Here is a 24,907-nt window from a genome sequence, read left to right as displayed (position 1 = left end):
ACGGGCGAACCCGGGAATGAGTGTGATTCTCAGGCTCAGAGCGTCGCGAGGAGCGGCGCGAGCGCGCGGAACGCGCGCGAGCGGTGGGATGCCGCGTTCTTCTCCTCCGGCGACCACTCCCCCACGCTCCGCTCGACCGACGACGGCTGCTCGTCGGGGACGAAGATCGGGTCGTAGCCGAACCCGCCCGAGCCCGACGGCGCGAAGGCGAGGCGGCCGGGCCAGACGCCCTCGACGACGTGCTCGCGGGTCTCCGGGCCCGCCGGTGCGCCGGGCAGGACCAGCGCGATCGTCGAGACGAACTGCGCCGTGCGATGCGGATCGCGGATGTCGGAGAGCTGGTCGAGCAGCAGCCGGAGGTTGGCAGCGGCATCCTTCGCGTGCCCCGCCCAGTACGCCGAGAAGACGCCGGGAGAGCCTCCGAGGACGTCGACGCAGATGCCGGAGTCGTCGGCGAGCGCCGGCAGACCCGTATGGGAGGCCGCGGCGCGCGCCTTTGTGAGAGCGTTCTCGGCGAAGCTCGTGCCGTCCTCGACCGGTTCCGGGCCGTCGTAGCCGACGACCTCGAGGTCGGGGCGGGCGGCGGCGACGATCGCCTGGAACTCCTCCACCTTGTGCGGATTGTGCGTCGCGAGGACGACCTTCGGCACGGGTCAGGCCTCCGGCGCCGAAGCGAGAGCGGCGGCCTGCAGGTCGCGCAGTTCGGCGCAGCCGGCGACCCCCAGCTCGAGCAGCTGGTCGAGCTCGCGCTTGTCGAAGGGCGCGCCCTCGGCGGTGCCCTGCACCTCGACGAACAGGCCCCGTCCCGTCACGACGACGTTCATGTCGGTCTCGGCCCGGACGTCCTCGACGTATGCGAGGTCGAGCATCGGCTCGCCGTCGATGATGCCGACCGAGACGGCGGCGACGGAGTCGATGAGCACCTGCGACTTCTGACCGACGAATCTCTTGCCGCGCGCCCACTCGATCGCGTCGGCGAGCGCGACGTAGGCGCCCGTGATCGCGGCGGTCCGCGTGCCGCCGTCGGCCTGCAGGACGTCGCAGTCGATCACGATGGTGTTCTCACCCAGTGCCTTCATGTCGACCACCGACCGCAGCGCGCGTCCGATGAGCCGGGAGATCTCGTGCGTGCGCCCGCCGATGCGTCCCTTCACCGACTCGCGGTCGTTGCGCTCGTTGGTCGCGCGCGGCAGCATCGCGTACTCGGCCGTGATCCAGCCCTTGCCCTTGCCGGTGAGCCAGCGCGGGACGCCGTTCGTGAATGAGGCCGTGCACAGCACCTTGGTGTCGCCGAAGGAGATGAGTGCCGACCCCTCTGCCTGGCTCGACCACCCCCGCTCGATGAGGACAGGTCGCAGCTGGTCGACGGAGCGGCCGTCGGCACGCACGATCTCGGTCATTCGAATCCCTTCAGGACATGGATGGCACCGGTCTGCACGAGGCGGACGTCGGTGACCTCGCGACCCATCAGGCGGTGCGCGAGGCGGAGGAAGTCGTCGGCGGAGTCGCCGGTGGCTTCGTAGACGTGGCGGGGCGCGGCATCCCGGCCCGCCAGCAGATCGCGCGAGACGAGCTGCCGATAGACGTCCTTCGCGGTCTCGGTGTCGCTCGACACCAGCGAGACCTCGGGGCCCATGACGTAGCTGATCGCGCCCTCGAGGAAGGGGTAGTGGGTGCAGCCGAGGACGAGCGTGTCGACGTCCGCGTGGCGCAGCGGCGCGAGGTACTCCTCGGCGACGGCGAGCACCTCGGCGGAGTCGGTCACACCGGCCTCGACGAACTCGACGAACCGCGGGCAGGCCCGCGCGAACACCTCGAGGCGCTCGTTGACCTCGAGCATGTCCTGGTAGGCGCGCGAGCCGATCGTGCCCTCGGTGCCGATGACCCCGATCCGGCCGTTGCGCGTCGTCGACATGGCCGTGCGCACGGCCGGCCCGATCACCTCGACGACCGGGACGTCGTAGCGCTCTCGCGCGTCGCGCAGCATCGCGGACGAGGCCGTGTTGCAGGCGATGACGAGCATCTTCACGCCTTCGGCGACGAGCGTGTCGAGCACCTCCAGCGCGTAGCGGCGCACGTCGGCGATCGGCTTGGGCCCGTACGGCGAGTGCGCGGTGTCGCCGATGTAGAGCATCGACTCGCGCGGAAGCTGAGCCGAGATCGCCCGGGCGACCGTGAGACCGCCGACTCCGGAGTCGAAGATGCCGATCGGAGCGTCGTTCACGATCGTCCAGCCTACGCCAGGGGTTTCGGAGTGCTGGATAGGCTGACCGCATGGCCAGCACCGCGCTGCACACCGACCGGTACGAGCTGACGATGCTCGACGCCGCCCTCCGCGACGGGACGGCACAGCGCCGTTGCGTGTTCGAGCTGTTCGGCCGGCGGCTGCCGGGCGCGCGGCGCTTCGGAGTCGTGGCCGGCACCGGACGGCTCCTCTCCCTCATCCGGGACTTCCGTTTCGGTGACGACGAGCTGCGCTTCCTCTGCGACGAGAGAGTGGTGGATGCCGCGACCCTCGACTTCCTCGCCGACTACCGCTTCACCGGGTCGATCACCGGCTACCGCGAAGGCGAGCTCTACTTCCCCGGTTCTCCGCTCCTGACCGTCGAGGGGACGTTCGCCGAGGCGGTCGTGCTCGAGACCCTCGCGCTGAGCGTGCTCAACCACGACTCGGCCATCGCGACGGCCGCGGCGCGCATGAGCGTCGCCGCCGCCGATCGACCGCTGGCCGAGATGGGCTCCCGGCGGGCCGGCGAGGAGTCAGCCGTCGCCGCGGCCCGCGCCGCCTACATCGCGGGCTTCAGCGCGACCTCGAACCTGGAGGCGGGGCGGCGCTGGGGCATCCCGACGATGGGGACGGCCGCGCACGCCTGGACTCTCCTGCACGACACCGAAGAGGACGCTTTCCGCGCGCAGGTCGCCACCCTCGGCACGGGGACGACGCTCCTGGTCGACACGTACGACATCCGCCAGGGGGTCGAGACGGCGATCCGTGTCGCCGGACCGGAGCTCGGGGGCGTCCGCATCGACTCCGGCGACCTTCCGACCGTCGCCGCCGAGGTGCGCGAGCTCCTGGACCAGCTCGGCGCGACCGGGACGAGGATCACCGTCACGAGCGACCTCGACGAGTACGCCATCGCCGCGCTCGCGGCATCCCCCGTCGACTCCTACGGCGTCGGCACGTCGGTCGTCACGGGGTCGGGGACCCCGACGGCCGGCATGGTGTACAAGCTCGTCGCGCGCCAGGCCTCGGACGGATCGTGGGTGGCGGTGGCGAAGGCCTCGACCGACAAGGGCTCGAAGGGCGGTCGCAAGGCGGCTTTCCGGACCCTCGAGCGCGGCGTGGCCACGAGCGAGCTCATCGCGGTGTCGGACGGCTTCGAGGCGGTCGAGACGGCGGCACAGCATCCCGACGCCCGCGCGCTGCAGGTGCCGCTCGTCGTGGACGGGGAGATCGACACCGCTTTCGAGGGCTTCGACGGAGTCGAGGCGGCGCGCGAGCACCATGCGCGCGTACGCGAAGAGCTGCCGGTGCGCGGCCTCGCGCTCAGCCGGTCCGACCCGGCTCTCCCGACGGTCTACGTCGACGCCGAAGTCTGAGCCGGGTCAGCCCTGCAGCGACTCGTAGATCTCTTTGCACGTGGGGCAGACGGGGAACTTCTCCGGGTCGCGACCCGGTGTCCACTTCTTGCCGCACAGTGCGCGGACGGGCTTGCCCGTGATGGCGGACTCGAGGATCTTGTCCTTCTTCACATAGTGCGAGAAGCGCTCGTGGTCGCCCGGCTCGATCGACTCCTCACGGATGAGCTCTTCGAGCTCTCGGTCGAGGGTGGCGAGACCGCCGGTCCCCTCCTGGCCCGGGCCTTCGACGGGGGTGCTCATAGTCGGCCAGTCTACCGCCCGGGTCCTGCCGAGGGCGGGTGGCGGACGCCGCTTCCCGCTCCGCCGCGGGTCAGGTCGACTCCGCGAACTCCATGATCCGGCCGCTGCGCCGCGAGAACACAAGAGATCCGATCGCGATCCCGATGAGGAGCACGACGAGACCGATCGCGAGGCCGCCCCACAGGGCCATCTCGGCGTAGAAGACGTCACGCGTCAGCGCGAGCCACGCCCACCAGAGCGCAGGGGCGCTGAGGACCACGGCGCCCACCATGACGAACGTCTGGGTGATCGCACTGCCCGAGCCGGTGCGCGGAGGCTGCTGGAACGGGCTCTCACCGGGGCGCGTGACCGCGTACGGCCAGGCCGCCGACGAGATGCTCGACAGGCCCAGGCCCGAGAGGAAGAGGCAGGCGCACACGCCCACCATGGCGGGCAGCACCGCCCACCGGCCGTGCACCGAGATGGCGAACGGTATCGCGAGCGCGAGGACCGGGATCCCGAGCAGCAGCACGGGCACCAGGCGTCCGATCCGGTCCGACGCGCCGCGGATCCCGCTCGCGATGTGCATCCACACGGCCGTGGAGTCGTACGCGACGTCGTTGTGCGGCAGCCATCCGAAGAAGAGCGCCGCGAGAGGCACGGGAACGAGCGCCACGATCGCCGGCGGAACGCCTGCGACCAGGAGCGGCACCATCGTGAGCGCGGCGGCGATCGGGATGACGACGATGTTGGCCAGATACCGCCGATCGCCGAACCAGTAGAGGAGGCTCCGCGCCGCGACCGCACCGGCGGGCGTCCCGGGCGCGACGGCGAACCAGCCGAGTCCTCCGCGCTCGCGGGTCGCCATGGGACGCTCCGTCGTGGTGAGGACGCGATGCACGGCCCACACCCAGAGCAGCCCCAGAGCGACGATCGTCGCCAGCGACACGAGCAGGCTCAGTGCCGCTTCCGGGGAGCCGGCCGCGAGGAGCCCGGGAAAGGCCGCCGCGGCGCCGAGCGGGGTCAGCGCCAGAAGCCGCACCGCCTCGGTGAGCTGCGTGGGGACGACGCCGTCCCACTCGAGCGACGACAGGAAGACGCCGACCGGGACCACCACGACGACGATCACGAGCGCGAACAGCCCCGAGAGCTCACGTGACCGCCGGTCGTCGAGGAACATCGACGTCACGGCCATCCCGACGCGGGCGAGGAGAACGCACGTGACGACCTGGAGCAGGGCGCCGAGGGCCGCGGCGGGCCAGGCAACGCCGTGCGCCGTCCACACCACGGCCACGCACGTGCACAGCGTCGCGAGGACGAGGGTCGGCACGCTGACGAAGCCCACCGCGCCGAGGATCCCGGCGAGCCTCGCCGGCGCCGGCCCGAAGACCGAGAAGCGCCGCGGGTCGAGCGGGTCGGTCGCCGCACCGAAGAGCGGGGCGAGCGCGTAGCCGAGAGTCACCCCGGAGCCCCCCAGCACCGTGACCGCCAGGACCGCGGCGCCGGGCGAGTCTCGAAGGGAGAGGATGCCCCAGCAGCCGATCGCCGTGGCGACGACCAGGATCACCAGCCCCGTGACCACACGCGCGACGTGTCGTGCGTCGCCGCGCAGCGTCCCGAGGAGGATCGCGAGCCTCAGTCGGAGAACGTGTGCAGCCACTCGAGGCCCTCCACGTCGCTCAGGCCGCCCGCGAGCTCGATGAAGCGCTGCTCGAGCGTCAGCTCGCCGCGCACCTCCTCGACGGTTCCCTCGGCGAGCACCTGACCGGCGACCATGACCGCGACGCGCGAGCACACCCTTTCGACGAACTCCATGCCGTGGCTGGAGAGGATGACAGTGCCGCCGTGCGCGACATAGGCGGACAGGATGTCGAGGATCACGGCGCTCGAGACGGGGTCGACGGCCTCGAACGGCTCGTCGAGCACGAGCAGACGTGGCGAGTGGATGAGCGCCCCGGCGAGCATGACCTTCTTGAGCATGCCGGCCGAGTAGTCCGACACCGAACGACCGAGCGCGTCCGTGAGGTCGAAGGCCCGGGCGAGGTCGCCCATCCGGCTCTCGACCGTCGCTGCCGGCAGACCCCGCAGAACGCCGTAGTAGTAGAGCAGCTGGCGGCCCGTCAGGCGATCGAAGGTGCGCAGGCGGTCGGGAAGGACGCCCATGAGCCGCTTGGCTCCCACCGGATCGGATGCGGCATCCACACCCGCGACGCGGATGGCGCCCTTATCCGGTCGCAGAAGACCCGCGATGAGCGAGAGCGTCGTCGTCTTTCCCGCGCCGTTCGGGCCGACGAGCCCGTAGAAGGTGCCGGCGGGAACCGTCAGGTCGATGCCGTCGACGGCACGGGTATCGCCGAACGCCTTCGTCACGCCGCGAAGCGCGAGGGCTGCCGTCGCCGTCTCCGAGCTGTCGCCGAGGACCACGGACGCCGCGAACGGGTCGGCCATCTCGAGATCTGCGGGCGCGGGGACTCCGGGCTCCTCCTCGGGCTGCACAGCCGGCTGAACATCCGGCTGCACGTCCCCCTCCGCCTCCGGCTGGACATCCGGCTCCGCTTCGACGGGCTCGTACGCCTCCTCCTCGATCAGCGGGGTCGCCGCGTCGGGCTCCGAGGGCGTGAGGTCGACGCGGGGCGGCGCGGGAAGGGGCGGTTTGGGCGGGATGTGGATGTCCGCGGGCGCCCGCCGCGGGACGGAGGCGTCCACGAGGTCCGCGGGCAGTGGGGGCGGGGGCCCGGGGTCTGTGGCGACAGCCGCGGGAGGAGCGGGCTTCCCGTTCCGCTGACGTGACGGCCGGCGCGGCTTCTTGCCGCGTCCCGACGGGCGCGGCCGCGGTCCGTCGCCGCTCGCGGGCAGCGGCACGACCGGAGCGTCCCGGGCCTCGCCGGTCGCGCCATCCGGCTCATCCGGGAAGGCGTCGCGTGGCACCGGCATGGAGGCTGTCACCGGTCAAACGTATCAAGCCCCGGTCCGAACGCGACCGATGAGACGCCGCGGAACCACCCCGCCGACTCCCAGGAGTTGTGTCACGAAACGACAACGGCGGCCCAGCATTATGCACCCTCCCAGGCGTCCTCGCTACCATGTACCAGGCACGACGGAGTGTCGATTCGGTTAATCGACCGTGGACAATCGCACTTCAGGAGCAGACCTTGACTCTTCAGACCGTCATCCTGGCCGCCGGCATGGGCTCGCGGCTCGGCCGCAGCCTGCCCAAACCGCTCACCGAGCTCGGCGACGGCCGCAGCATCATGCAGCAGCAGCACGACAACATCCGCGCGGCCTTCGGCGCCGAAGCGCGCATCACGACGGTCGTCGGCTACCGCGCCGAGACGATCGTCGAGGCGTTCCCTCACGTCGACTACGTCTACAACGACCGCTACGACCAGACGAACACTTCGAAGAGCCTTCTGCGCGCGCTTTCCACGACGGGGCGCGGCGGCGTGCTCTGGATGAACGGCGACGTCGTCTTCGACCCGCGGGTCCTCGGTCGTGCCATCGCGCTCATCGAGCGCGACCAGTCGTTCGTGACGGTGAACACCTCCAAGGTCAGCGACGAAGAGGTCAAGTACACCGTGTCGCAGGACGGCTCCATCAAGGAGCTGTCGAAGACCGTCGTCGGCGGCATCGGCGAGGCCGTGGGCATCAACTACATCTCCAGCGCCGACAAGAAGGCGTTCATCCGCCACCTCACGCGCGTCGACGACCAGGACTACTTCGAGCGCGGGCTCGAGCTCGCGATCGCCGAGGACGGGGTTCGCCTCCTTCCGCTGGACATCTCGGACCTGTACGCCGTCGAGGTGGACTTCGCCGAGGACCTCGAGCGCGCCAACCTGTTCGTCTGACACTCGTCAAGCCCCAGGATCGGCTCAGCCGACCCTCGTAGGATCGGCCTGATGGCCGACAAGGTGCACCGCATCCATTCGCTCCCCGACGGCGCCCCCTGGGACGGCGGGCTCCCGCCCGTGGGCTCGGAGGAGCATCCTCGCTCGATCCGGGCGCTCGATCGGGTACTGGCGATCCAGCGGCCCGTGGTGCTCGCGCATCTGCGGAGCATCCGGCTGCGGCATCCGAACGCCTCCACCGCCGAGATCGTGCGGATCCTCGAGCGCCGCTATCTCGCCGCCGTGACGACCGGAGGCGCAGCGGTCGGCGCCACGGCGGTCGTGCCGGGGATCGGCACGGGCGTGACCTTGACCCTCAGCGGCGTGGAGACCCTCGGCTTCCTCGAGGCGACCGCTCTCTTCGCACAGTCGGTCGCGGAGGTGCACGGCATCCCGATCGACAACCCCGACCGCGCCCGTGCGCTGGTGCTCACCCTCATGCTCGGCAAGGAGGGCGTGGATCTCGTGTCGCAGCTGGCCAGGCAGGCGGCGGGCCGCGGCGTGACCCGCGACAAGTACTGGGGCGAGATGGTGACCAAGACCATCCCGCGCGCCGCGGTCGGGCCCCTCGTCGATCAGCTGAAGAACGTCTTCATGCGGCACTTCGCCGTGCGCGGCGGTGCCTCCTGGATCGGCAAGGCCCTGCCCTTCGGCATCGGAGCCGCGGTCGGGGGCGCCGGGAACAACATCCTGGGGCGGCGCGTGCTGGTCAGCTCGCGGCACGCCTTCGGACTTCCGCCCGTCCGCCTCCCCGAGGAGCTCGAGCCGCGCCCGGGCGCGACGCGCATGGAGTACGCGGCGGGGCGCGGCATCCGCCGCGCCGGTGGCGCGGTCGTCGGCGGGGTCACGCGGAGCGTGCAGGCCGCGGGAAGCGCGGGCAAGCGCGTCGGCGACGCGCTCACGCGCCGGAAGAAGCCCGGCGAGATCACCGCAGGAGAGGAGTGAGTCCGTGGGACTTTTCACTCAGCGACCCGAGGAGAACGAGGAGTGGGCGGGGCTCCCCTCCGAGCCGCACCGGCCCGAGTCCGCGGCCGAGATGCTGACCGACGCCTCGTCGCCCGACGCCGCCGGCGTCGACCTGTTCCCGGCGGCGGGGTCGATCGCGATCCCCGTGATACCTCCGCCGGAAGGCGGCCCCGCGAGGACGGCCGACGACCGCGAGGACGGTGCGGCGGCCGACGCGGAAGGGTAGCCATCTCGGCTCCGGGCATCAAGCCCCGGCTCGCGGAGGTGACGCTCGCCCCGGTGGCGCAATAGTGTCGCTGTATGGACAGCACGTTGGCATGCCTCGCCGCGTGGATGCCGCGCCAGCGCTGGTACGCCGCGAAGGCGCGGGTACCGAGCCTGCGCCTGGTCGCGTGGTGGGACCTGCCCGCCGACGACTGCACCGTGCGCACCTTCCTCGTCGCCGATGAAGGCGCCCTCCCCGTCGTGCTCTACCAGGTGCCCGTCGTCGCGCGCGCGACCTCGGCGGTCGACGCCGACGCCGGCCACATCATCGGCAGCCCGGAGCCGGGCACCACCTTCATCGACGGGCCCTTCGACCCGGCGTACTCCGCCGCGCTCCTGCGGCTCATCGGCACGGGCGGCGAGGCGGGGGGACCGCGCACATCGGTGGCCGGCCATCCCTCGCACGACCTCGATCTCGACACCCCCCGCACGGCGACGGTGCTCGCCGGGGAGCAGTCCAACACCTCGCTCATCTACCGCGCGGACGACGGCTCCACTCCCATCATCTGCAAGGTGTTCCGGCAGCTGCACCCCGGCCTCAACCCCGACATCGAACTGACGACGGCTCTCGCGGCGGCGGGCTCGCCCCACGTGCCTCCCGCTATCGGCTCGGTCGACGGCGAGTGGCCCGACGGGGCTGCGGAGCACGGCTCGAAGCACGGCTCGGCGCGCGGCTCGCTCGCCTTCGCGCAGGAGTTCCTGCCGGGCGTCGAGGATGCGTGGCGCGTGGCGCTGCGTGCGGCGGCGGAGGGCGAGGACTTCTCGAGCCGCGCCCGCGCCCTCGGCGAGGCCACGGCCAACGTGCACGTCTCGCTCGCCCAGCTGTTCCCCACGCACGAGGCCGCCGGACCCGATCGCGCGGCGACCGAGGCGACGTGGCGACGGCGTCTGGCCATCGCGATGGCGGAGGTCCCGGCCATCGCAGAGCGCGAAGGGGCGATCGCCGAGGTCTACGCGCGGGCGATGGATGCGGCGTGGCCGCCGCTGCAGCGCATCCACGGCGACTACCACCTCGGTCAGGTGCTTCAGCATCCCGAGCGCGGATGGGTGCTGCTGGACTTCGAGGGCGAGCCGCTGCGTCCCATGGCGGAGCGGACGCGTCCCGATCTGGCGCTGCGCGACGTCGCGGGGATGCTCCGCTCCTTCGACTACGTCGCGGGTTCGATCCGCCTCGACCAGCCGGACCGCTCCCCCACCGACGTGCGGGAATGGGTGCGGGCCGCGCGGCAGGGATTCGTGGAGGGGTATGCGCGCGTCTCGGGGGTCGACCTCGACGAGCAGAGCGACCTGCTCAGCGCTCTCGAACTCGACAAGGCGGTCTACGAGGCGATCTACGAGTCCCGCAACCGCCCGACCTGGGTGACCATCCCCCTGCGTGCGATCGAGCGGCTCGTCGAACGCCCCGCCGCGGTCGGCTGAGGGATACGGCTCAGTCGTCCAGTTCGGCCTCGGTGTCGACGTCGTCGTCGGGCTCGTCGTCCGCGGAGCGGGCGTGCCACAGGTCCCATTCCGCCATGAGCCGCGCGACCGCCTCGTGGAAGCGCCGCGTCGCAGCACCGGGCGTCGTGTCGCCGAAGTAGTGCCCGACCCACTCGAGGAGTCTGGCCTCGGCGTCCGGGTCGCGGATGACGCGCTCGGTCTCCTCGACGATGGCCGGGGCATCCGCGGCATCCAGCCACTCGCATGCCGACAGGTAGCCGTGCGTGTCGACGATCGCCTCGGGGTCGGACGGCCGCGTGACCAGCAGCGGCCTGCCCGCCGCCAGGCGGTCGTAGACCATCGCCGAGATGTCGACGACCGCGACGTCGGCGGCGGCGAGCTGCCATCCGAGCTCCGGGCCGTCGTCGTACACGTGCTCGGCGCCCGGGTCGGTGCGGTTGGCGGCGGCGAGGGCCGCGATGATCCGCTGGTTGGCAGCGCCATACTCGGGATCGACGACGCCGGATCGGGGATGCGGCCGGTAGACGACCCGGTGGCGCCGTGTCGCGAGCAGCGCCTTCACGAGGTGCTCGCCGTGGCTGCGGACGGATCCGTAATGGGCCGACGGGCGGTCGCCCTCCCAGGTCGGCGCGTACAGCACGACGGTCCGGTCGTCGGGCGTGTACGGGAGCGCCCCGGAGTAGTGATCCGCCTGCGGCCGGCCGATCGGGATCGTCCGAGCGTCGAGGTCGTAGTCCCACAGCACCCGCGAGAGCCGCTCCCGCGCGGCGTCCCCCGCGATGAAGGCGTAGTCATACGCCTTGTACTGGTTCGTGGTCATGTACATCTTGTCGGACTCGCCGTGATTGATGAAGACGTGCCACCGGCGCCCGTACCGGAACATCTGGAAGTTCCTGGCGTTCTGGTTGACGTAGAGCACGACGCGGATGTCCTGCGTCGCGAGGAACGCCTCGAGGTCCCGCACCGTGGGGAGGAAGGCGACGGGCGGAGCCTCCTCCGCCAGGAGCGCGCGGGCGCCCGTGGCGGATCGGCTGAGGATCACGACCGGCCAGATCTTCGAGAGCTCGGCGAGAGGCTGATACCACTGCCGCATCTGGTACATGTTGACGGCGCCGTCGGCGAAGTACACGGCGACCTGGTAGTGGTGCTCGGGATGCTCTGGCCGCACCGCAAGGGTGCGCCGGACGTCGCGGACCGCGGTCCGATTGGCGAGGGCCTTGCCGAGGAGTGCCGTGGCCGTGCGCGCATCCGAGACCAGTCCCACCCCTTCAGCCTACCGGCGGGCCCGCATGCCATGATCGACGGATGCAGTCGACAGAGCCCGGGCGCAGAGACGCGCCGGTCGTCCCCGACGACGCGGGCGTGACGTTCGTGATGCCGGTGCTGAACGAGCGCGGGTACCTGCAGCGGGCCGTCGAGACGGTGCTCGCGCAGGAGGTCGACGGACCGGCCGAGCTCATCCTCGCACTGGGGCCGTCGACCGACGGCACCACTGCGCTCGCGCAGCGGCTGGCCGGGTCCGACCCGCGGATCGTCCTCGTCGACAACCCGGCCGCCGACATCCCGGTGGGCCTGAACCTCGCGATCCGGGCGGGGCGCTACCCCACCGTCGTGCGGGTCGACGCCCACTCCGAGCTCCAGCCGGGCTACACCCGGCGGGCGCTTGCGACCCTCGCCCGCGTGCGCGCCGCCAACGTGGGAGGCGTCATGCGCGCGGAGGGTCGCACGCCCTTCCAGCGCTCCGTCGCGCGAGCCTACAACTCCCCGATCGGCCTCGGCGGCGGGGCGTACCACGGCGGTCGCGAGGAGGGCGCGGCCGAATCGGCGTACCTCGGCGTGATGCGCAGGTCGGTGCTGGAGGAGGTGGGCCTGTTCGACGAGACGATCCGCCGCGGCGAGGACTGGGAGCTCAACCTCCGCATCCGCCGGGCGGGCTACCGCGTCTGGTTCGACCCTGCGCTGTCGGTGACCTACTGGCCGCGTGAGAGCTGGACCCGGCTCGCACGGCAGTTCCGTGCGACCGGCCGGTGGCGCGGAGAGCTCGTGCGACGCTTCGGCCGCGGCAACTCCCTCCGGTTCTTCGCGCCACCCGCTCTCCTCGTGGCTCTCGTCCTGAGCATCGTCGTCGCCGTGCTCCAGGTCGCGGGGGTGCTCGTCGGGTGGTGGTCGGTCGCGGCATCCGTCGTCTACCTCCCCGTCATCGCCTATGTCGTGCTCGTGCTCGCCTGGACGATCGGCCCGGGCGGAGGCAGGGGATGGCGCGACAAGCTCTGGACCGCCGCCGTGCTGCCGACGATGCACCTGTCGTGGGGCGCAGGGTTCATCGCCGGCGTCGCCCGAGGCGCGCACGACACCGTCGACACATCGCGGCTCGGCGACCGGAACACGCCGCTGCCGTAGCCGCCTACCCGACGCCGCGGTCGATGAAGCCCTGGTCGAGGATGCGGTCGACGACCCGCTCGGCGGCTCGCCCGTCATCGCGAGGGTTGAACTTCTGCCGCCACTGGGCGTACTGCGCCGCGTACCGGGCGGGGTCGCCCGAGCGCAGCTGCGTCACGAGCTCGGCCTGCGTGCGCACGACGGGCCCGGGTGCGTGCGCCACCAGGTCGAAGTAGAACCCCCGCAGCTCGCCGCGGTAGTGCTCCATGTCGGGAACGAGGAAGTACATGGGCTTGCCGGTCACCGAGAAGTCGAACATGACCGACGAGTAGTCGGTCACGAGCGCGTCGGCGGCCAGGAGCAGGAGGGACGTGTCGGGGAAGCCCGTGACGTCGACGACCCGGGGGCCGGCGGCATCCTTTCCCGGAAGAAGCGTGCGGGAGTGCCCCCGCACGAGCACCACGGCGTCCGTCTCGGCGGCCAGCTCTGCCGGGTCGACGAAGTCGACGATCTCGTCGCGGTCGTCGCGCCACGTCGGCGCATACAGGATGACGCGGTCGTCGGGGCGGATGCCGAGCGCGCGCCGCGTCGCCGCCGCGTCGCCGCCGCCGCCGCTGAGGATGTCGTTACGGGGATAGCCCTCCACCCAGACCGGTCGCGTGAGGAAGGCGTACGCCTTGCCGAGGATTCGCGCGGCATAGGGGTTCTGGGCGAGAAGCACGTTCCACCGGCGAGACTCCCGCACGACGGCGGCCATGCGGCGGGGGTCGAAGCCGGGCCGGTGCAACGCGAGCCGTTTGAGCGGCGTGCCGTGCCAGGTCTGCAGCACGATCTGTCCGGGACGCCGGGCGAAGCGGCGGCGCAGCCAGTCGTTGACGACGAGGAGGCGCGCAGAGCCGCGCGCCCTCCACCACTCGGGGCTGCCTTCGACGACCGGGATGGCGCCCTCGGGAACCTGCACCGAGAGGTCGACGACGCTCCAGTACCGCGTCACGCCCGGCACGCGGCGCGCGATCTCGCGGTCGATCGCGAGCGGGTTGCAGCTGGCGTTGCGACCATAGAAGCTCTCGAAGAACACCGCGTTCTCGAGTCCGCCCGGACGCGTCGCATAGCGCCGCTCCAGGGCGGCCTGTCCCTCACCCGAGTCGTAGGCGGGGTCGATGGGCGGCCCGATCCGCACGAGCGCCGACTCCAGCGACGCGCGAAGCGTCCCGAGCTGCGCGAGCGGCAGCGGACCGGGTGGCTCGATCGCCGGTGCATCGGCCGCCGTCTCGACGACGAGGGCGTAGTCGCCGGTCGGAAGCGGAAGCTCCGGCCCGCCCCAGCGCGCGGCCCGCAGCGGCAGGACGGCTCGCCACGTCTTCCCGCGGCCCGTCACCGAGCCGGTGACCCGCGCGCGGGCGCCCACGAGCTCGACCGACGCGGGCCGGGGTCCCTCGCCGGACAGGACGAGGGCCGCCCCGGGCTCCGTCGTGAAGCGCGCGTCGGTCATCGTCATCCTTCCTCACGGCCGGCGGCCGGTGGTCGCACGTGCCGGCCGAGACCGGCCAGGATCGCACGGTACACCCTCGCGGTGTTCTCGCCGTCCCGGTAGGCATGAACGCGCTCGTCGAGGGCGCGGGAGCGATCGACGGCCTCGGCGGCGGCCGCCCGATCGCCGAGCAGAACATCCAGGCGCGAGGCTGCTGCAGACCAGTCGCGCGGCCAGTCCGCCCCCGCCACATCGGCATAGGTGCCGTAGAAGCCGCGCCGCTCGGCGTACGCCTCGACATCCGGAGCGAGGAAGACGACGGGGAGCGGGACGAGCGAGGCATCGAAGACGAGCGACGAGTAATCGGTGACGAGGGCATCCAGGCCGGGAAGCAGCGGAGTGACGTCGGGCACGACGTCGCTGCCGAGCCCGCGGACGCGATCGGTCGGGACCGGCGGGGCGTAGTCACCGGCTCCGAGCGGGTGCGAGCGCAGGAGGAGGACGGCGTCCCGCCGGTTCAGCACCTCGACCACCTCGCGCCACTCCGAGGCGGAGGGGACGGCGGGATCGGCTTCGCCGTCGCGCCACGTGGGGGCGTACAGCACGAGCCGCGTCGTCGGATCCAGCGGACCCGCGAGGTGGTCGATGCGGCGCCGGGCGGCCTCCCGGCGCGCCGCCGCGGTGCCGCGCGACAGGACGTCGACGCGCGGCTCCCCCGTCACCGGCACCCGCGCATCGGGCAGGCCGAACGCCGACTCCAGCCGCCCGCGCACGAGGTGCGACGCGGCCGGCACGACGCGGATGCCGGCCGCGGTCCGGCGGTACAGCACTCGCAGCGCGCGCCGCGCGAGTCGGGCGAGCGCGCCGCTGCCGAGGACAGCGGGCGGTCGCAGGGTCTCGGGGGAATCGAGGCCGATGCGCTTGAGCGGGATCCCGTGCCACAGCTGGACGACGAAAGCGCCGTGGGTCGCATAGCGGTTGACGTCGCCGAACCCGTGGGTCACGACGACCACACGGGCGCGCGCGGTCAGCCACAGGCCGCGAAGGGACTGCTTCGGCGCGTGCGGGATGCCTCGGGACGAGGCATCCGTCGCCTGCCGTCTGTCGCCCACGAGCCAGACGGCGCGCTCGCCGCCCGCTGCCGCCGCCTCCCACAGGGCGAGGGCGCCGTCGGCGATACCGATCGCGCAGCCGAAGACCCAGCGGTTCCGGGAGCGGGGCACGACCAGGGTGAGAAGGCGTCCCGCGGCGTAGAGCGGAAGGCGAGCCAGCTTCGCCGCGTTCCCCGCGCCGAAAGAGAAGGACGCCACCCCGCGAGCCTATCGCGGGGTGGCGTCCCGGCCCGGGAGGGCCTGCTGGAGTCGTTACTCGCCGAGCGTGCCGAGCGTGACGGTGACGGTCTGGGAGTCGCCGCCGCGGACGTACGTCAACTTGGCGTCGCTGCCGCCGGCCGCCGCACGCACCTGCGCCGTGAGGTCGGTCGCGTCGGTCACCGGCACGCCGTTGAACTCGGTCACGATGTCGCCCTTCTCCAGGCCCGCGGCCGCTGCCGCTCCGCCGTCGACGACCTCGGCGATGTAGGCGCCGGTGATGGTGGCGTCCTCGACGGATGCCGCGTCCTGCACGCTCGCTCCGAGGAGGCCGTGCGTCGCCTTGCCCGTGTCGATGATCTCGCTCGTCACGCGCTTGACGATCTCGGACGGGATGGAGAACCCGACGCCGATGTTGCCCGACTGACCGGCGGACCCGCCGGCGGAGGCGATCGCCACGTTGATGCCGATGAGCTTGCCCTCGCCGTCGACGAGCGCGCCGCCGGAGTTGCCGGGGTTGATCGCGGCGTCGGTCTGGATCACCGAGATCGAGATCGACTCCGTCGCACGCTGCTGGGTCTGGCCCTGTCCGAAGTCGAACTGGAAGGGGCTCTGCCCGCCCTGGTCGGGGGTCTCGCCGCCGTTGTCGGAGTCGCCGTCGGGGGCGGCCGACGAGGCGATCTGGATCGAGCGGTTGAGAGCGCTGATGATGCCGGTCGTGACCGTGTTCGACAGCCCGAGAGGCGCGCCGATGGCGACCGTCTCGTCGCCGACGTTGAGCTTGGACGAGTCGGCGAACTCGACGGGCGTGAGGCCCTCCGCGTCCACGAGCTTGATGACGGCGAGGTCGTACGTCGGGTCGGTGCCCACGATCTCGGCCTTGTACACCTTCCCGTCGGAGGTCGTGACCTTGATCTCGGCGTCGGCGGTCGCGCCGTCGAGGGTCACGACGTGGGTGTTCGTCACGACGTATCCGTCCTCGGTGAGGACGACACCCGATCCGGTGCCGCCGCCGGAGCTGCTCGTGGCCGCGATCGTGACGACGCTCGGGAGCACCTTGGCGGCGATGCCGGTGGTCTGGTTGACCGAGTCGGTGTCGTTGACCGTGACGGTGGTCGGGCCGGCCGCGGGGTTGGACCCGTCCGTGCCGAAGACGTTCACGCCGGCGTACGCGCCGCCGAGGCCCGCGGCACCTCCGACGATCGCGGCGGCGACGATGAGCCCCACGACCTTGCCGGCGCCGGACTTCTGCTTGGTCGCGGTCGTGGTGGGCACGGCGCCGGTGACCGGAGCGCCGAGGGGAGCCGTGGGCTGCGTCTGGTGGGCTCCCGGGCCGAACGACGAGGCGTACGGCTGACCGGGGTGCGCGGGGTGCGCCGGCTGACCCTGCTGTCCGGGCTGACCGGCGTAGGCCTGGGGATGCGGGACGCCGTACTGCTGCGGGTAGCCGGGGTACGCGGGACGCTGCTGCTGCTGCCCGGGCGCCTGCCATCCGGCGGGGGCCTGGGGCTGCTGCTGCTGGGGCGCCGCGGGGGACGCGGGGTACGCCGGCTGCTGCTGCTGCTGCGGCTGCTGCGGCGCGGGCGGAGCAGGCGGGGTCTGCGGAACGGCGTTCTCGGGGTTGTGGTCGGCGGGGCGGTCGCCCGTGGTGTCGCTCATGGATGCTCCTTGTGGACAAGTGCTCTCACTGTGCCCTGCGAGTCTGTGCATTTCTTATGCCCGCGTTGGGACTCGACTTTGCGAGTAGCGTGAACCCGATGCGAGAGATTCCAGGCGCTTGGCGCCGCGTGGTCACGGGTGCGGGGCTCGTCGGATCAGACGGGACGGTTCGTCCCACCATCTTCGCCGAGATGAGTGCGCTCGCGGCCGAAACGGGGGCCGTGAACCTGGGTCAGGGCTTCCCGGACGAGGACGGACCGTTCGAAGTGCTCGAGACGGCCAGGGCAGCCATCGCGAACGGCGTCAACCAGTACCCGCCGGGGCGGGGCATTCCGGACCTCCTCGCTGCCGTGGCCGAGCACCAGCGGCGCTTCTACGGGCTCACGCTGGATCCCGCGCGCAACGTGCTCGTGACGGCCGGGGCGACGGAGGCGATCGCCGCCGCGCTGCTGGCCCTCGTGGAGGGTCCGGATGACGAGATCGTCGTGTTCGAGCCGTATTACGACGAGTACGCCGCCGTCGTCGCGCTCACCGGGGCGCGATTGGTGACGGTGCCGCTGCAGTGGCCCGATTTCCAGCCGGACCTCGACCGCCTGCGGGATGCCGTCACCGATCGGACGCGGGTGATCCTCGTCAACGACCCGCACAATCCGACCGGTGCGGTCTTCACGGCCGACGTCCGGACGCTCCTGGTCGAGCTGGCCGATCGGCACGATGCGATCCTCGTGACGGACGAGGTGTACGAGCATCTCGCGTTCGACGGGCCGCACGTGCCGCTGGCGACCCTTCCCGGCGCATGGGACCGGACGATCGCGATCTCGTCGGGCGGGAAGACCTTCTCGACCACGGGGTGGAAGATCGGGTGGGCGACCGGGCCCGCCATCCTCATCGACGCCGTCCTCGCGATCAAGCAGTGGCTGACCTACGTCAACGGCGCGCCCTTCCAGCCCGCCATCGCGACCGGGCTCCGCCTCCCCGACCACTACTTCCACGGCATCGCCGACGCGCTGCGCGACAAGCGCGACCTCCTCGGACGCGGACTGCGGGCGGCCGGCTTCGAGGTGTCGGTGCCGTCCGGGTCGTACTTCACGGTGGCGGATGCCGCTCCCCTCGGAGCGACGGATGCCGCCGACTTCTGCCGCACGCTTCCCCGTCGCGCCGGCGTCGTCGCGATCCCGCTCCCCGCGTTCGCGACCCCCGAGCATCGAGCCGACTATGCGACACTCGTGCGGTTCGCCGCCTGCAAGCGGGTCGAGGTGCTCGACGAGGCGGCATCCCGCCTCGCGGCCCTTTCGCGCTGACGTCCCGCGTCAGTCCCTCGGCGCGACACGCAGCCGGCGCAGGGCCAGCGACGGATTGACCCGGCGCACCCGCTCGACGGCGTCGGGATCGAGATGGCCGACGGCGACATCGGTGGCGGTGCCGACCGCCGCGATCTGCATGCCCTGCGGGTCGACGATCATCGACAGGCCCACCCCGAGCGGCGGCGGATGGTCCGCGGCCGCCACGAAGACGGTGTTCTCGATCGCGCGCGCCTGGACGAGCGTGCGCCAGTGGTGCTCCTTGAGCGGTCCGCGCACCCACTCGGACGGCACGAGGAACACCTCGGCCCCGGCATCCACGAGCAGTCGGCCGACCTCCGGGAAGCGCAGGTCGTAGCAGGTCATGAGCCCGAAGCGGAGCCCGTCCACCTCGAACGTCTCCGGATCAGCGAGCTCGCCGCGCTCGACCCAGTCGGACTCGCGCTGTCCGAACGCGTCGTAGAGGTGAAGCTTCCGGTATCGCGCGACGACGCCCGACGCGTCCACGGCGACCACGGTGTTGCGCACCCGGCGCCCGTCTCCGGCCCGCTCCAGAAGCCCCGCCACGACGACGAGGCCGTGCTCGGCGGCCAAGCGCGTGAGCGCGTGCGTGAAGGGCCCGTCCACATCCTGGGCATGCACGGCGAGGGACTCGTCGAACGGGTCGATGAAGTAGCTCGAGTACTCGGGGAACACCACGACGCCCGCGCCGCGGTCGGCAGCGGTCTGGATGAGCTCGGTGATCAGATCGACGTTGGCGGAGGCATCCGCCGTCGGGGAGAACTGTGCGACGGCGACGGCGAGGGTCATCGCATCTCCTCCCTGCGCCCGCGGATGCGCAGAACGGTCGGGACGACGATCCAGAGCACGACCAGGATCGTCCCCAGGATCACCGCGACGACGGTGGCGGCGGTGTCGCTGACGACGATGTCGAAGACGAAGGCGACGACACCGACGACGAGCGCCGCGACCGTGAAGAGCGCCGCGGAGAGGGCGACGTGGCCGTACGCGACGACCCTCCGCTTCAGCCGCTGGCGGAAGAGGATGCGATGGAGGGCGACGGGCGCGAGCGCGAAGATCGTGCTCAGCCCGGCGAGGACGACGAGCACGAGATAGAAGGTCCGCTGGTCGCCGGTCAGATCCCCGAAGGCCGGCTGGAAGGCCAGCGCCAGCAGGAATCCTGTGAGGATCTGCGTGCCGGTCTGGAGGACGCGGAGCTCCTGGAGGACCTCTCCCCAGTTGCGATCCGCGCGCTCGTTCGGCGTCTCGTCACGGCCGTCCCGAACGTCGTCGCGGCGGTCGTCGCGGCGTGCGGTGGGGGCGTCCGGCGGCATGGATTCATCCTGGTCCGATCGGGCCGCGCGCGGCAAGCGAGCCGGGCTCGTGTCGGGCGGCGCCTTGGAACCGTGCTAGGCTTTTCATTGTGCCGCGGGGTGGAGCAGCTCGGTAGCTCGCTGGGCTCATAACCCAGAGGTCGCAGGTTCAAATCCTGTCCCCGCAACGAAATGAAGAAGGCGTCCCCGCCAGGGGGCGCCTTCTTCACTTCGTCAGCGCGACCGGCCCTTTGCACCGCACTTCAGGCGGTCCCGCGCCGCAGAGGCTCCGCGAGTCGCGGAGCGGCTCGTGGAGGGGCGGCGTGGCCAAATCCTGTCCCCGCAACAAGCAGAAGAGGGCGTCCCCGCCAGGGGGCGCCTTCTTTATTTCGATGGCGCGACCGGCCCTTTGCACCGCACTTCAGGCGGTCCCGCGGGTCATCGGCCGGGATCGACGGCGTCGCTGAGCCGGAACAGGAATCTCGCGATGGTCTCCAGCTCGTCATCGGCGAACTCCTCCGCGACGCCCCTCATAGCTCGCAGTCGCTCGCTGAAGTGCCGGTGGAACTCATCGCGCGAGGCCTGCGTCAGGGCGACGATGCGCGACCGGCGATCGTGCGGATGAGGACGCCGCTCGAGGTGCCCCGACGCCGTCAGGCGATCGAGGAGCTTCGTGGTGGACGCCGTCGAGATGCGCAGGTGCCGGGCGAGGTCGCGCGGACTCACCGTCTCACCGCGCTGCTCTCGGACGATGAGCATGCGCAGGGCCGCGACATCCGAGGCGTTCATGTCCATGTCGCCCTTCATGCCGCTGTGCATGCGGTCCAGGGCGTCGCCCAGGGCTCGGATACCCTTGAGAACATCCATCACCGCATGGTCGCGGCCCGTCTTCGGGATCCACCGCTGCTGCATCTGTGGACACACCTCCGCACCCTATGTATCATCGACGAAACGAGATCGCTAGATTACCTAGCGAAATTACGGAGGATACACATGGCCGATATCGATCACGTCGTCCTCCTGGACGATGACGGGCGAGAGATCGGCACCGCGCTCAAGAGCAGCGTCCACGGTACCGACACCGCCCTCCACCTCGCATTCTCCTGCCACGTCGTCAACGACGAGGGCCAGGTGCTCGTGACACGCCGTGCGCTGGGGAAGACCACCTGGCCCGGGGTCTGGACCAACTCGTTCTGCGGCCACCCCCGCCCCGCCGAGCCGGTCATCACGGCCGTCCGCCGGCGAGCGGAGTACGAGCTGGGCATCACCCTCTCCGAGATCGAGCTCGCCCTTCCGCTCTTCCGATACCGCGCCGTCGACGCCAACGGGATCGTAGAGCACGAGCTGTGCCCGGTCTACACGGCCCGCACGAACGACGAGCCCGTGCTGAACCCGCTCGAGGTCGTCGACGCGCGCTGGGTCGACCCGGCCGATCTCGCGGCATCCCTCGACTCGACGCCGTGGGCCTTCAGCCCGTGGCTCGTCCTGCAGGCCGAGCAGCTGCATCTGTTCGACACGACGCAGCCGCGCGAACGACGACGAGCCTCATGATCGCCCTCGCGCCGGCCCCCGCCGCTGCCATCGACGACGCCATCGACGACGCCGTCTCGCGCATCCGAGATCGTGCCGACGCCCTGGGCGGCGGCTTCAGCGAATTGGGCGCCGCCATCGCGCGCGCCACGGCGGGAGGCAAGCGATTCCGTCCCGCGCTGGTCGCCGCGGCCTTCGAGGCCTTCGGCGGGTCGGTCGCGGACGCTCGCGGGCTGTACCCGGTGGCCGCCGCGTTCGAGCTGCTGCACACCGCCTTCGTCGTGCACGACGACGTGATCGACCACGACACGGTGCGCCGGGGCATCCCGAACGTCGCCGGTGAGTTCCGCCTTCGCGGCCGCGCGCGGGGCGCGGATGCCGCGGGCGCCGCCCTCCTCGGAGACGCCGCCGCGATCCTCGCCGGCGATCTGCTGCTGCACGAGGCCTGCCGCCTCGTCGCGATGGCGGACGCGACGCCCTCGCAGCGGGAGGCGCTGCTCGGTCTCGTCGATGACGCGGTCTTCATCTCGGCCGCCGGGGAGCTCGCCGACGTCGAGAACGCCGTCTCGGCGGACTACGCCGACTCCGAGGCGCTCCTGGCCGCCGCCCACGACAAGACAGCCGTCTACTCGTTCACGGCTCCGCTCTCGGCGGGCGCCGTGCTCGCCGGAGCACCCGCTGAGGCGATCGCGGCGCTCGCGGAGGCCGGCCGCCATCTGGGCCTGGCCTTCCAGCTGGCCGACGACCTGATCGGGGCCTTCGGGACCGCCGACCAGGCGGGGCGCGAATCGGGCGGCGACCTCCGCGAGGCCAAGCGCACGCCCCTCATCGGCTTCGCCCGGGAGTCGGATGCGTGGTCCCGCGTCAACGAGGCGATCTCGGTCGCGCACACCGGACCCATCGCCGTCCGCGAGGCGCAGCTCGCGCTCGACGAGAGCGGTGCCCGCACCCGCTTGGTCGCCCTCGTGGACGAGGCGCTGGGCGAGGCCCGGATCGCGGCCTCCGACCCCGCTCTGCCCGCCGACGCGGCGCGCCTGGTCAGCACCATCGCCGGCGAGATCGCCCGGAGGATCCCGTGACCGGCCGGCGCGATGACGAGGTCACCGGGCTCGCGCTGTACGACAGGACGGCCGAGGATGCCGCGGCTGCCGTGATCGCGGCCTATTCGACATCGTTCGGCCTCGCCAGCCGCATGCTCGGCCCTCGCGTTCGCTCCCACGTGCGCAACATCTACGCGCTCGTGCGCGTCGCCGACGAGATCGTCGACGGGCCCGCGCGGTCGGCGGGTCTGGACGCCGAGACCGAGCGGCGGGTGCTGGACGACCTCGAGACCGAGACCCTGGACGCGATCGACCGGGGCTTCAGCGCCAACCTCGTCGTGCACGCGTTCGCGCGCACCGCGCGCGAGTGCGGCATCGGCGGAGACCTCGTGCGCCCCTTCTTCACCTCGATGCGCACCGACCTCACCACGGCCCAGCACGACGGCGCATCGCACGACGCGTACGTCTACGGCTCGGCGGAGGTCGTCGGGCTCATGTGCCTGCAGGCGTTCGTCAACGCCGGTGAGGGGGCCCCGCGCCAGCCGGAGCCCCGCCTCGTCGACGGAGCACGGCGGCTCGGCGCCGCCTTCCAGGACGTCAACTTCCTCCGCGACGCCGACCACGACGCGGGCGCCCTCGGGCGGGACTATCTCGGCGCGTCCACGCGCGAGGAGGTGCTCGCCCGCATCGACGCCGACCTCGACGCCGCCGCGGAGGTCATTCCGCTGCTTCCGGCTGACTGCCGCCGCGCCGTGACAGCCGCCCATGATCTGTTCGCCGCCCTCGCCGTGCGCCTGCACGGCGAGCCCGAGCCGGAGGCCCGTGTGCGCGTGCCCAACCCCGTCAAGGCCCTCGTCGCCGCCCGAGCATGGCTCGGCTTCTCACCCCGGAGCGCTCGCGCATGAACCGGGTCGAATCACCCCGCCGCGCGGGGACCGCCGTCGTCGTCGGCGGCGGAATCGCCGGCCTCGCCACGGCGGCGCTCCTGGCGTCGGAGGGGTGGCGCGTACGCGTCTTCGAGGGCCGCGACGAGCTGGGCGGCCGGGCGGGCTCGTGGGAGCGCGACGGCTTCCGGTTCGACACCGGGCCGAGCTGGTACCTGATGCCCGAGGTGTTCGAGCACTTCTTCCGGCTCCTCGGCACGACCGCGAGCGACGAGCTCGACCTCGTGCCGCTCCACCCCGCCTACCGGGTGTACACCGAAGGGCGCCCTGAGCCGATGGACGTCGTGTCGGGGCGCGAGGAGGCGACCGCTCTCTTCGAGAGTGTCGAGCCGGGCGCGGGCGCGAAGCTCGCGGCCTACCTCGACTCCGCCGCCGACGCCTACGACCTCTCCGTCACGCGCTTCCTGTACGACCCGTACGAGACGACCGCGGGCCTGCGCGACCCCGAGCTCCTCCGCCGGCTGCCCCGCCTGGCGCCGCTGCTCACGCGGCCGCTCGCGTCCTACATCGAGCAGCGCTTCGCCGATCAGCGGCTGCGGCAGATCCTCGGCTACCCCGCGGTCTTCCTGGGCGGCTCGCCGTACGGGGTGCCGAGTCTCTACCACCTCATGAGTCACCTCGACCTCGACGAGGGCGTCCTCTACCCGCGCGGAGGCTTCACCGAGATCATCGGGGCGATCGAGCGCCTCGCCCGCGCCCGGGGCGTCGAGATCGAGACCGGCGCGAAGGTCGTGCAGATCGAGACGACGGATGCCTCGAAGACCGCGCGGGCCACCGGCATCCGTCTCTCCGACGGACGCTCGGTCGATGCCGACCTCGTCGTCTCGACCGCCGATCTGCATCACACCGAGACGGCCCTCGTGCCGAGGGGGCTTCAGACCTACCCCGAGTCGTGGTGGCAGAAGCGCACGCCCAGCCCCGGCGCCCTCCTGCTGCTCCTCGGCGTCCGCGGTGAGCTTTCCGAGCTCGCGCATCACACGCTGCTGTTCACCGAGGACTGGCGCTCGAACTTCGACCTGATCTTCGGAGCGCAGCCCGGCATCCCCGATCCGGCGTCCCTCTACGTCTGCCGGCCCAGCGCGTCGGATGCGACGGTCGCCCCTCCCGGCCACGAGAACCTGTTCGTGCTCGTCCCCGTCCCCGCGGACCCGTCGCTCGGACACGGCGGCGAAGACGGCGACGGCGACCCGCGCATCGAGAAGGCCGCCGACGCCGTCATCCGGCAGCTCTCGTCGTGGTGCGGCATCCCCGATCTCGCCGACCGCATCGTCGTCCGCCGCACGATCGCTCCCGGCGACTTCGCGTCCGACCTCAACGCATGGCGGGGCAACGCCCTGGGCCTCGCGCACACCCTGGGTCAGAGCGCCGTCTTCCGACCGCGCAACGCCTCGAAGCGCGTCGACCGGCTCATGTACGCCGGAGGCTCGGCGCTTCCGGGCATCGGCCTGCCGATGTGCCTGATCTCGGCCGAGCTCGTGGTGAAGCGGCTCCGCGGCGACCGGTCCCCCGGACCGATCGCCGAGCCGGTCCCGGCGAAGGCCTGAC

The 24,907-nt window shown here is 71.8% G+C and carries 24 protein-coding genes and 1 tRNA gene; 12 read left to right on the top strand and 13 right to left on the bottom strand.

Annotated elements, in window-relative coordinates; all coding sequences use genetic code 11:
* Positions 1–35: 35 nt before the first annotated feature.
* Genes rdgB through murI form a run of 3 tightly spaced genes read right to left on the bottom strand, consistent with a single transcriptional unit; the run spans position 36 to position 2,224 of the window.
* Positions 36–650, bottom strand: a complete 615-nt coding sequence (gene rdgB / locus EV279_RS10205; RefSeq protein ID WP_133543158.1) for an RdgB/HAM1 family non-canonical purine NTP pyrophosphatase — start codon at positions 648–650, stop codon at positions 36–38.
* 3 nt (positions 651–653) lie between these two features.
* Entirely contained in the window at positions 654–1,400 is a 747-nt protein-coding gene (gene rph / locus EV279_RS10200; protein ID WP_133543156.1) for a ribonuclease PH, read from the bottom strand.
* Complete coding sequence (gene murI / locus EV279_RS10195) at positions 1,397–2,224, bottom strand: glutamate racemase (RefSeq protein ID WP_133543153.1); 828 nt, start codon at positions 2,222–2,224, stop codon at positions 1,397–1,399. The genes rph and murI overlap by 4 nt, the downstream gene beginning before the upstream one ends.
* A gap of 50 nt (positions 2,225–2,274) precedes the next feature.
* Between murI and EV279_RS10190 the strand changes: the two genes are divergently transcribed.
* Entirely contained in the window at positions 2,275–3,600 is a 1,326-nt protein-coding gene (locus EV279_RS10190; RefSeq protein ID WP_133543151.1) for a nicotinate phosphoribosyltransferase, read from the top strand.
* A gap of 6 nt (positions 3,601–3,606) precedes the next feature.
* Here EV279_RS10190 and EV279_RS10185 read toward each other — a convergent pair whose 3' ends face one another.
* The 3 genes from EV279_RS10185 to EV279_RS17055 form a co-directional block, all read right to left on the bottom strand.
* Positions 3,607–3,882, bottom strand: coding sequence for a DUF3039 domain-containing protein (locus EV279_RS10185; RefSeq protein ID WP_133543149.1), 276 nt, complete (start codon positions 3,880–3,882; stop codon positions 3,607–3,609).
* A 70-nt stretch (positions 3,883–3,952) separates the two neighbouring features.
* A complete protein-coding gene (locus tag EV279_RS10180) occupies positions 3,953–5,521 on the bottom strand; it encodes a hypothetical protein (protein ID WP_133543147.1) in 1,569 nt (522 codons plus the stop codon).
* Positions 5,497–6,807 (bottom strand): ABC transporter ATP-binding protein, encoded by a 1,311-nt coding sequence (locus tag EV279_RS17055; RefSeq protein WP_243728525.1) that lies wholly within the window; start codon positions 6,805–6,807, stop codon positions 5,497–5,499. The genes EV279_RS10180 and EV279_RS17055 overlap by 25 nt, the downstream gene beginning before the upstream one ends.
* A gap of 206 nt (positions 6,808–7,013) precedes the next feature.
* Between EV279_RS17055 and EV279_RS10170 the strand changes: the two genes are divergently transcribed.
* From EV279_RS10170 to EV279_RS10155, 4 genes are all read left to right on the top strand, one after another.
* Positions 7,014–7,706: a phosphocholine cytidylyltransferase family protein gene (locus tag EV279_RS10170; protein ID WP_133543145.1), complete on the top strand. Its 693-nt coding sequence runs from the start codon at positions 7,014–7,016 to the stop codon at positions 7,704–7,706.
* Between the two features lie 51 nt (positions 7,707–7,757).
* The gene (locus tag EV279_RS10165; RefSeq protein WP_243728524.1) at positions 7,758–8,690 is read left to right on the top strand and encodes a hypothetical protein; all 933 of its coding nucleotides are present in this window, start codon (positions 7,758–7,760) and stop codon (positions 8,688–8,690) included.
* A gap of 4 nt (positions 8,691–8,694) precedes the next feature.
* A complete protein-coding gene (locus EV279_RS10160) occupies positions 8,695–8,937 on the top strand; it encodes a hypothetical protein (protein WP_133543143.1) in 243 nt (80 codons plus the stop codon).
* Between the two features lie 74 nt (positions 8,938–9,011).
* Positions 9,012–10,394: a phosphotransferase gene (locus tag EV279_RS10155; RefSeq protein ID WP_133543141.1), complete on the top strand. Its 1,383-nt coding sequence runs from the start codon at positions 9,012–9,014 to the stop codon at positions 10,392–10,394.
* Positions 10,395–10,404: 10 nt separating this feature from the next.
* On the opposite strand, the gene EV279_RS10150 is transcribed toward EV279_RS10155, so the two are convergent.
* Positions 10,405–11,679, bottom strand: coding sequence for a CDP-glycerol glycerophosphotransferase family protein (locus EV279_RS10150; protein WP_133543139.1), 1,275 nt, complete (start codon positions 11,677–11,679; stop codon positions 10,405–10,407).
* Positions 11,680–11,720: 41 nt separating this feature from the next.
* On the opposite strand from EV279_RS10150, the gene EV279_RS10145 reads away from it, so the two are divergent.
* Entirely contained in the window at positions 11,721–12,815 is a 1,095-nt protein-coding gene (locus EV279_RS10145; protein ID WP_133543137.1) for a glycosyltransferase family 2 protein, read from the top strand.
* Positions 12,816–12,819: 4 nt separating this feature from the next.
* On the opposite strand, the gene EV279_RS10140 is transcribed toward EV279_RS10145, so the two are convergent.
* Genes EV279_RS10140 through EV279_RS10130 form a run of 3 tightly spaced genes read right to left on the bottom strand, consistent with a single transcriptional unit; the run spans position 12,820 to position 17,234 of the window.
* Entirely contained in the window at positions 12,820–14,286 is a 1,467-nt protein-coding gene (locus EV279_RS10140) for a CDP-glycerol glycerophosphotransferase family protein (protein WP_133543135.1), read from the bottom strand.
* Positions 14,287–14,288: 2 nt separating this feature from the next.
* Positions 14,289–15,575: a CDP-glycerol glycerophosphotransferase family protein gene (locus tag EV279_RS10135; protein WP_133543133.1), complete on the bottom strand. Its 1,287-nt coding sequence runs from the start codon at positions 15,573–15,575 to the stop codon at positions 14,289–14,291.
* A gap of 54 nt (positions 15,576–15,629) precedes the next feature.
* Positions 15,630–17,234: a trypsin-like peptidase domain-containing protein gene (locus EV279_RS10130; RefSeq protein WP_133543130.1), complete on the bottom strand. Its 1,605-nt coding sequence runs from the start codon at positions 17,232–17,234 to the stop codon at positions 15,630–15,632.
* Positions 17,235–17,332: 98 nt separating this feature from the next.
* Here EV279_RS10130 and EV279_RS10125 point away from each other — a divergent pair, with 98 nt between their 5' ends.
* Positions 17,333–18,535 (top strand): aminotransferase class I/II-fold pyridoxal phosphate-dependent enzyme, encoded by a 1,203-nt coding sequence (locus tag EV279_RS10125; protein WP_133543128.1) that lies wholly within the window; start codon positions 17,333–17,335, stop codon positions 18,533–18,535.
* Positions 18,536–18,544: 9 nt separating this feature from the next.
* Here the strand turns inward: EV279_RS10125 and EV279_RS10120 are convergent, their stop codons facing one another.
* Together EV279_RS10120 and EV279_RS10115 are read right to left on the bottom strand one after the other, a co-directional pair.
* Positions 18,545–19,345 carry a carbon-nitrogen hydrolase family protein gene (locus tag EV279_RS10120; RefSeq protein ID WP_133543126.1) on the bottom strand — a complete coding sequence of 267 codons (801 nt, stop codon included), beginning with the start codon at positions 19,343–19,345 and terminating at the stop codon, positions 18,545–18,547.
* A complete protein-coding gene (locus EV279_RS10115) occupies positions 19,342–19,869 on the bottom strand; it encodes a DUF6328 family protein (RefSeq protein WP_133543124.1) in 528 nt (175 codons plus the stop codon). Before EV279_RS10115 ends, EV279_RS10120 begins: the two co-directional genes overlap by 4 nt.
* A 93-nt stretch (positions 19,870–19,962) precedes the next feature.
* On the opposite strand from EV279_RS10115, the gene EV279_RS10110 reads away from it, so the two are divergent.
* Positions 19,963–20,036 (top strand) — tRNA-Met (locus tag EV279_RS10110).
* A gap of 250 nt (positions 20,037–20,286) precedes the next feature.
* Here the strand turns inward: EV279_RS10110 and EV279_RS10105 are convergent.
* Positions 20,287–20,715 carry a MarR family transcriptional regulator gene (locus EV279_RS10105; RefSeq protein ID WP_243728523.1) on the bottom strand — a complete coding sequence of 143 codons (429 nt, stop codon included), beginning with the start codon at positions 20,713–20,715 and terminating at the stop codon, positions 20,287–20,289.
* Between the two features lie 126 nt (positions 20,716–20,841).
* Here EV279_RS10105 and idi point away from each other — a divergent pair, with 126 nt between their 5' ends.
* The 4 genes from idi to crtI are packed head-to-tail and all read left to right on the top strand — an operon-like array spanning position 20,842 to position 24,906.
* The gene (idi, locus tag EV279_RS10100; protein ID WP_133543122.1) at positions 20,842–21,399 is read left to right on the top strand and encodes an isopentenyl-diphosphate Delta-isomerase; all 558 of its coding nucleotides are present in this window, start codon (positions 20,842–20,844) and stop codon (positions 21,397–21,399) included.
* Positions 21,396–22,457: a polyprenyl synthetase family protein gene (locus tag EV279_RS10095; protein ID WP_133543120.1), complete on the top strand. Its 1,062-nt coding sequence runs from the start codon at positions 21,396–21,398 to the stop codon at positions 22,455–22,457. Before idi ends, EV279_RS10095 begins: the two co-directional genes overlap by 4 nt.
* Positions 22,454–23,323 (top strand): squalene/phytoene synthase family protein, encoded by an 870-nt coding sequence (locus EV279_RS10090; protein ID WP_166644501.1) that lies wholly within the window; start codon positions 22,454–22,456, stop codon positions 23,321–23,323. Before EV279_RS10095 ends, EV279_RS10090 begins: the two co-directional genes overlap by 4 nt.
* Positions 23,320–24,906, top strand: coding sequence for a phytoene desaturase family protein (gene crtI, locus EV279_RS10085; RefSeq protein WP_133543118.1), 1,587 nt, complete (start codon positions 23,320–23,322; stop codon positions 24,904–24,906). The genes EV279_RS10090 and crtI overlap by 4 nt, the downstream gene beginning before the upstream one ends.
* The last annotated feature ends 1 nt before the right edge of the window (position 24,907 follow it).

Origin of the sequence: Microbacterium sp. BK668 (assembly GCF_004362195.1) — a bacterium.
GTDB lineage: Bacteria > Actinomycetota > Actinomycetes > Actinomycetales > Microbacteriaceae > Microbacterium.
The sequence above is the reverse complement of the archived record's forward strand: the minus strand, read 5'-3'. Positions and strand labels throughout refer to the sequence as shown.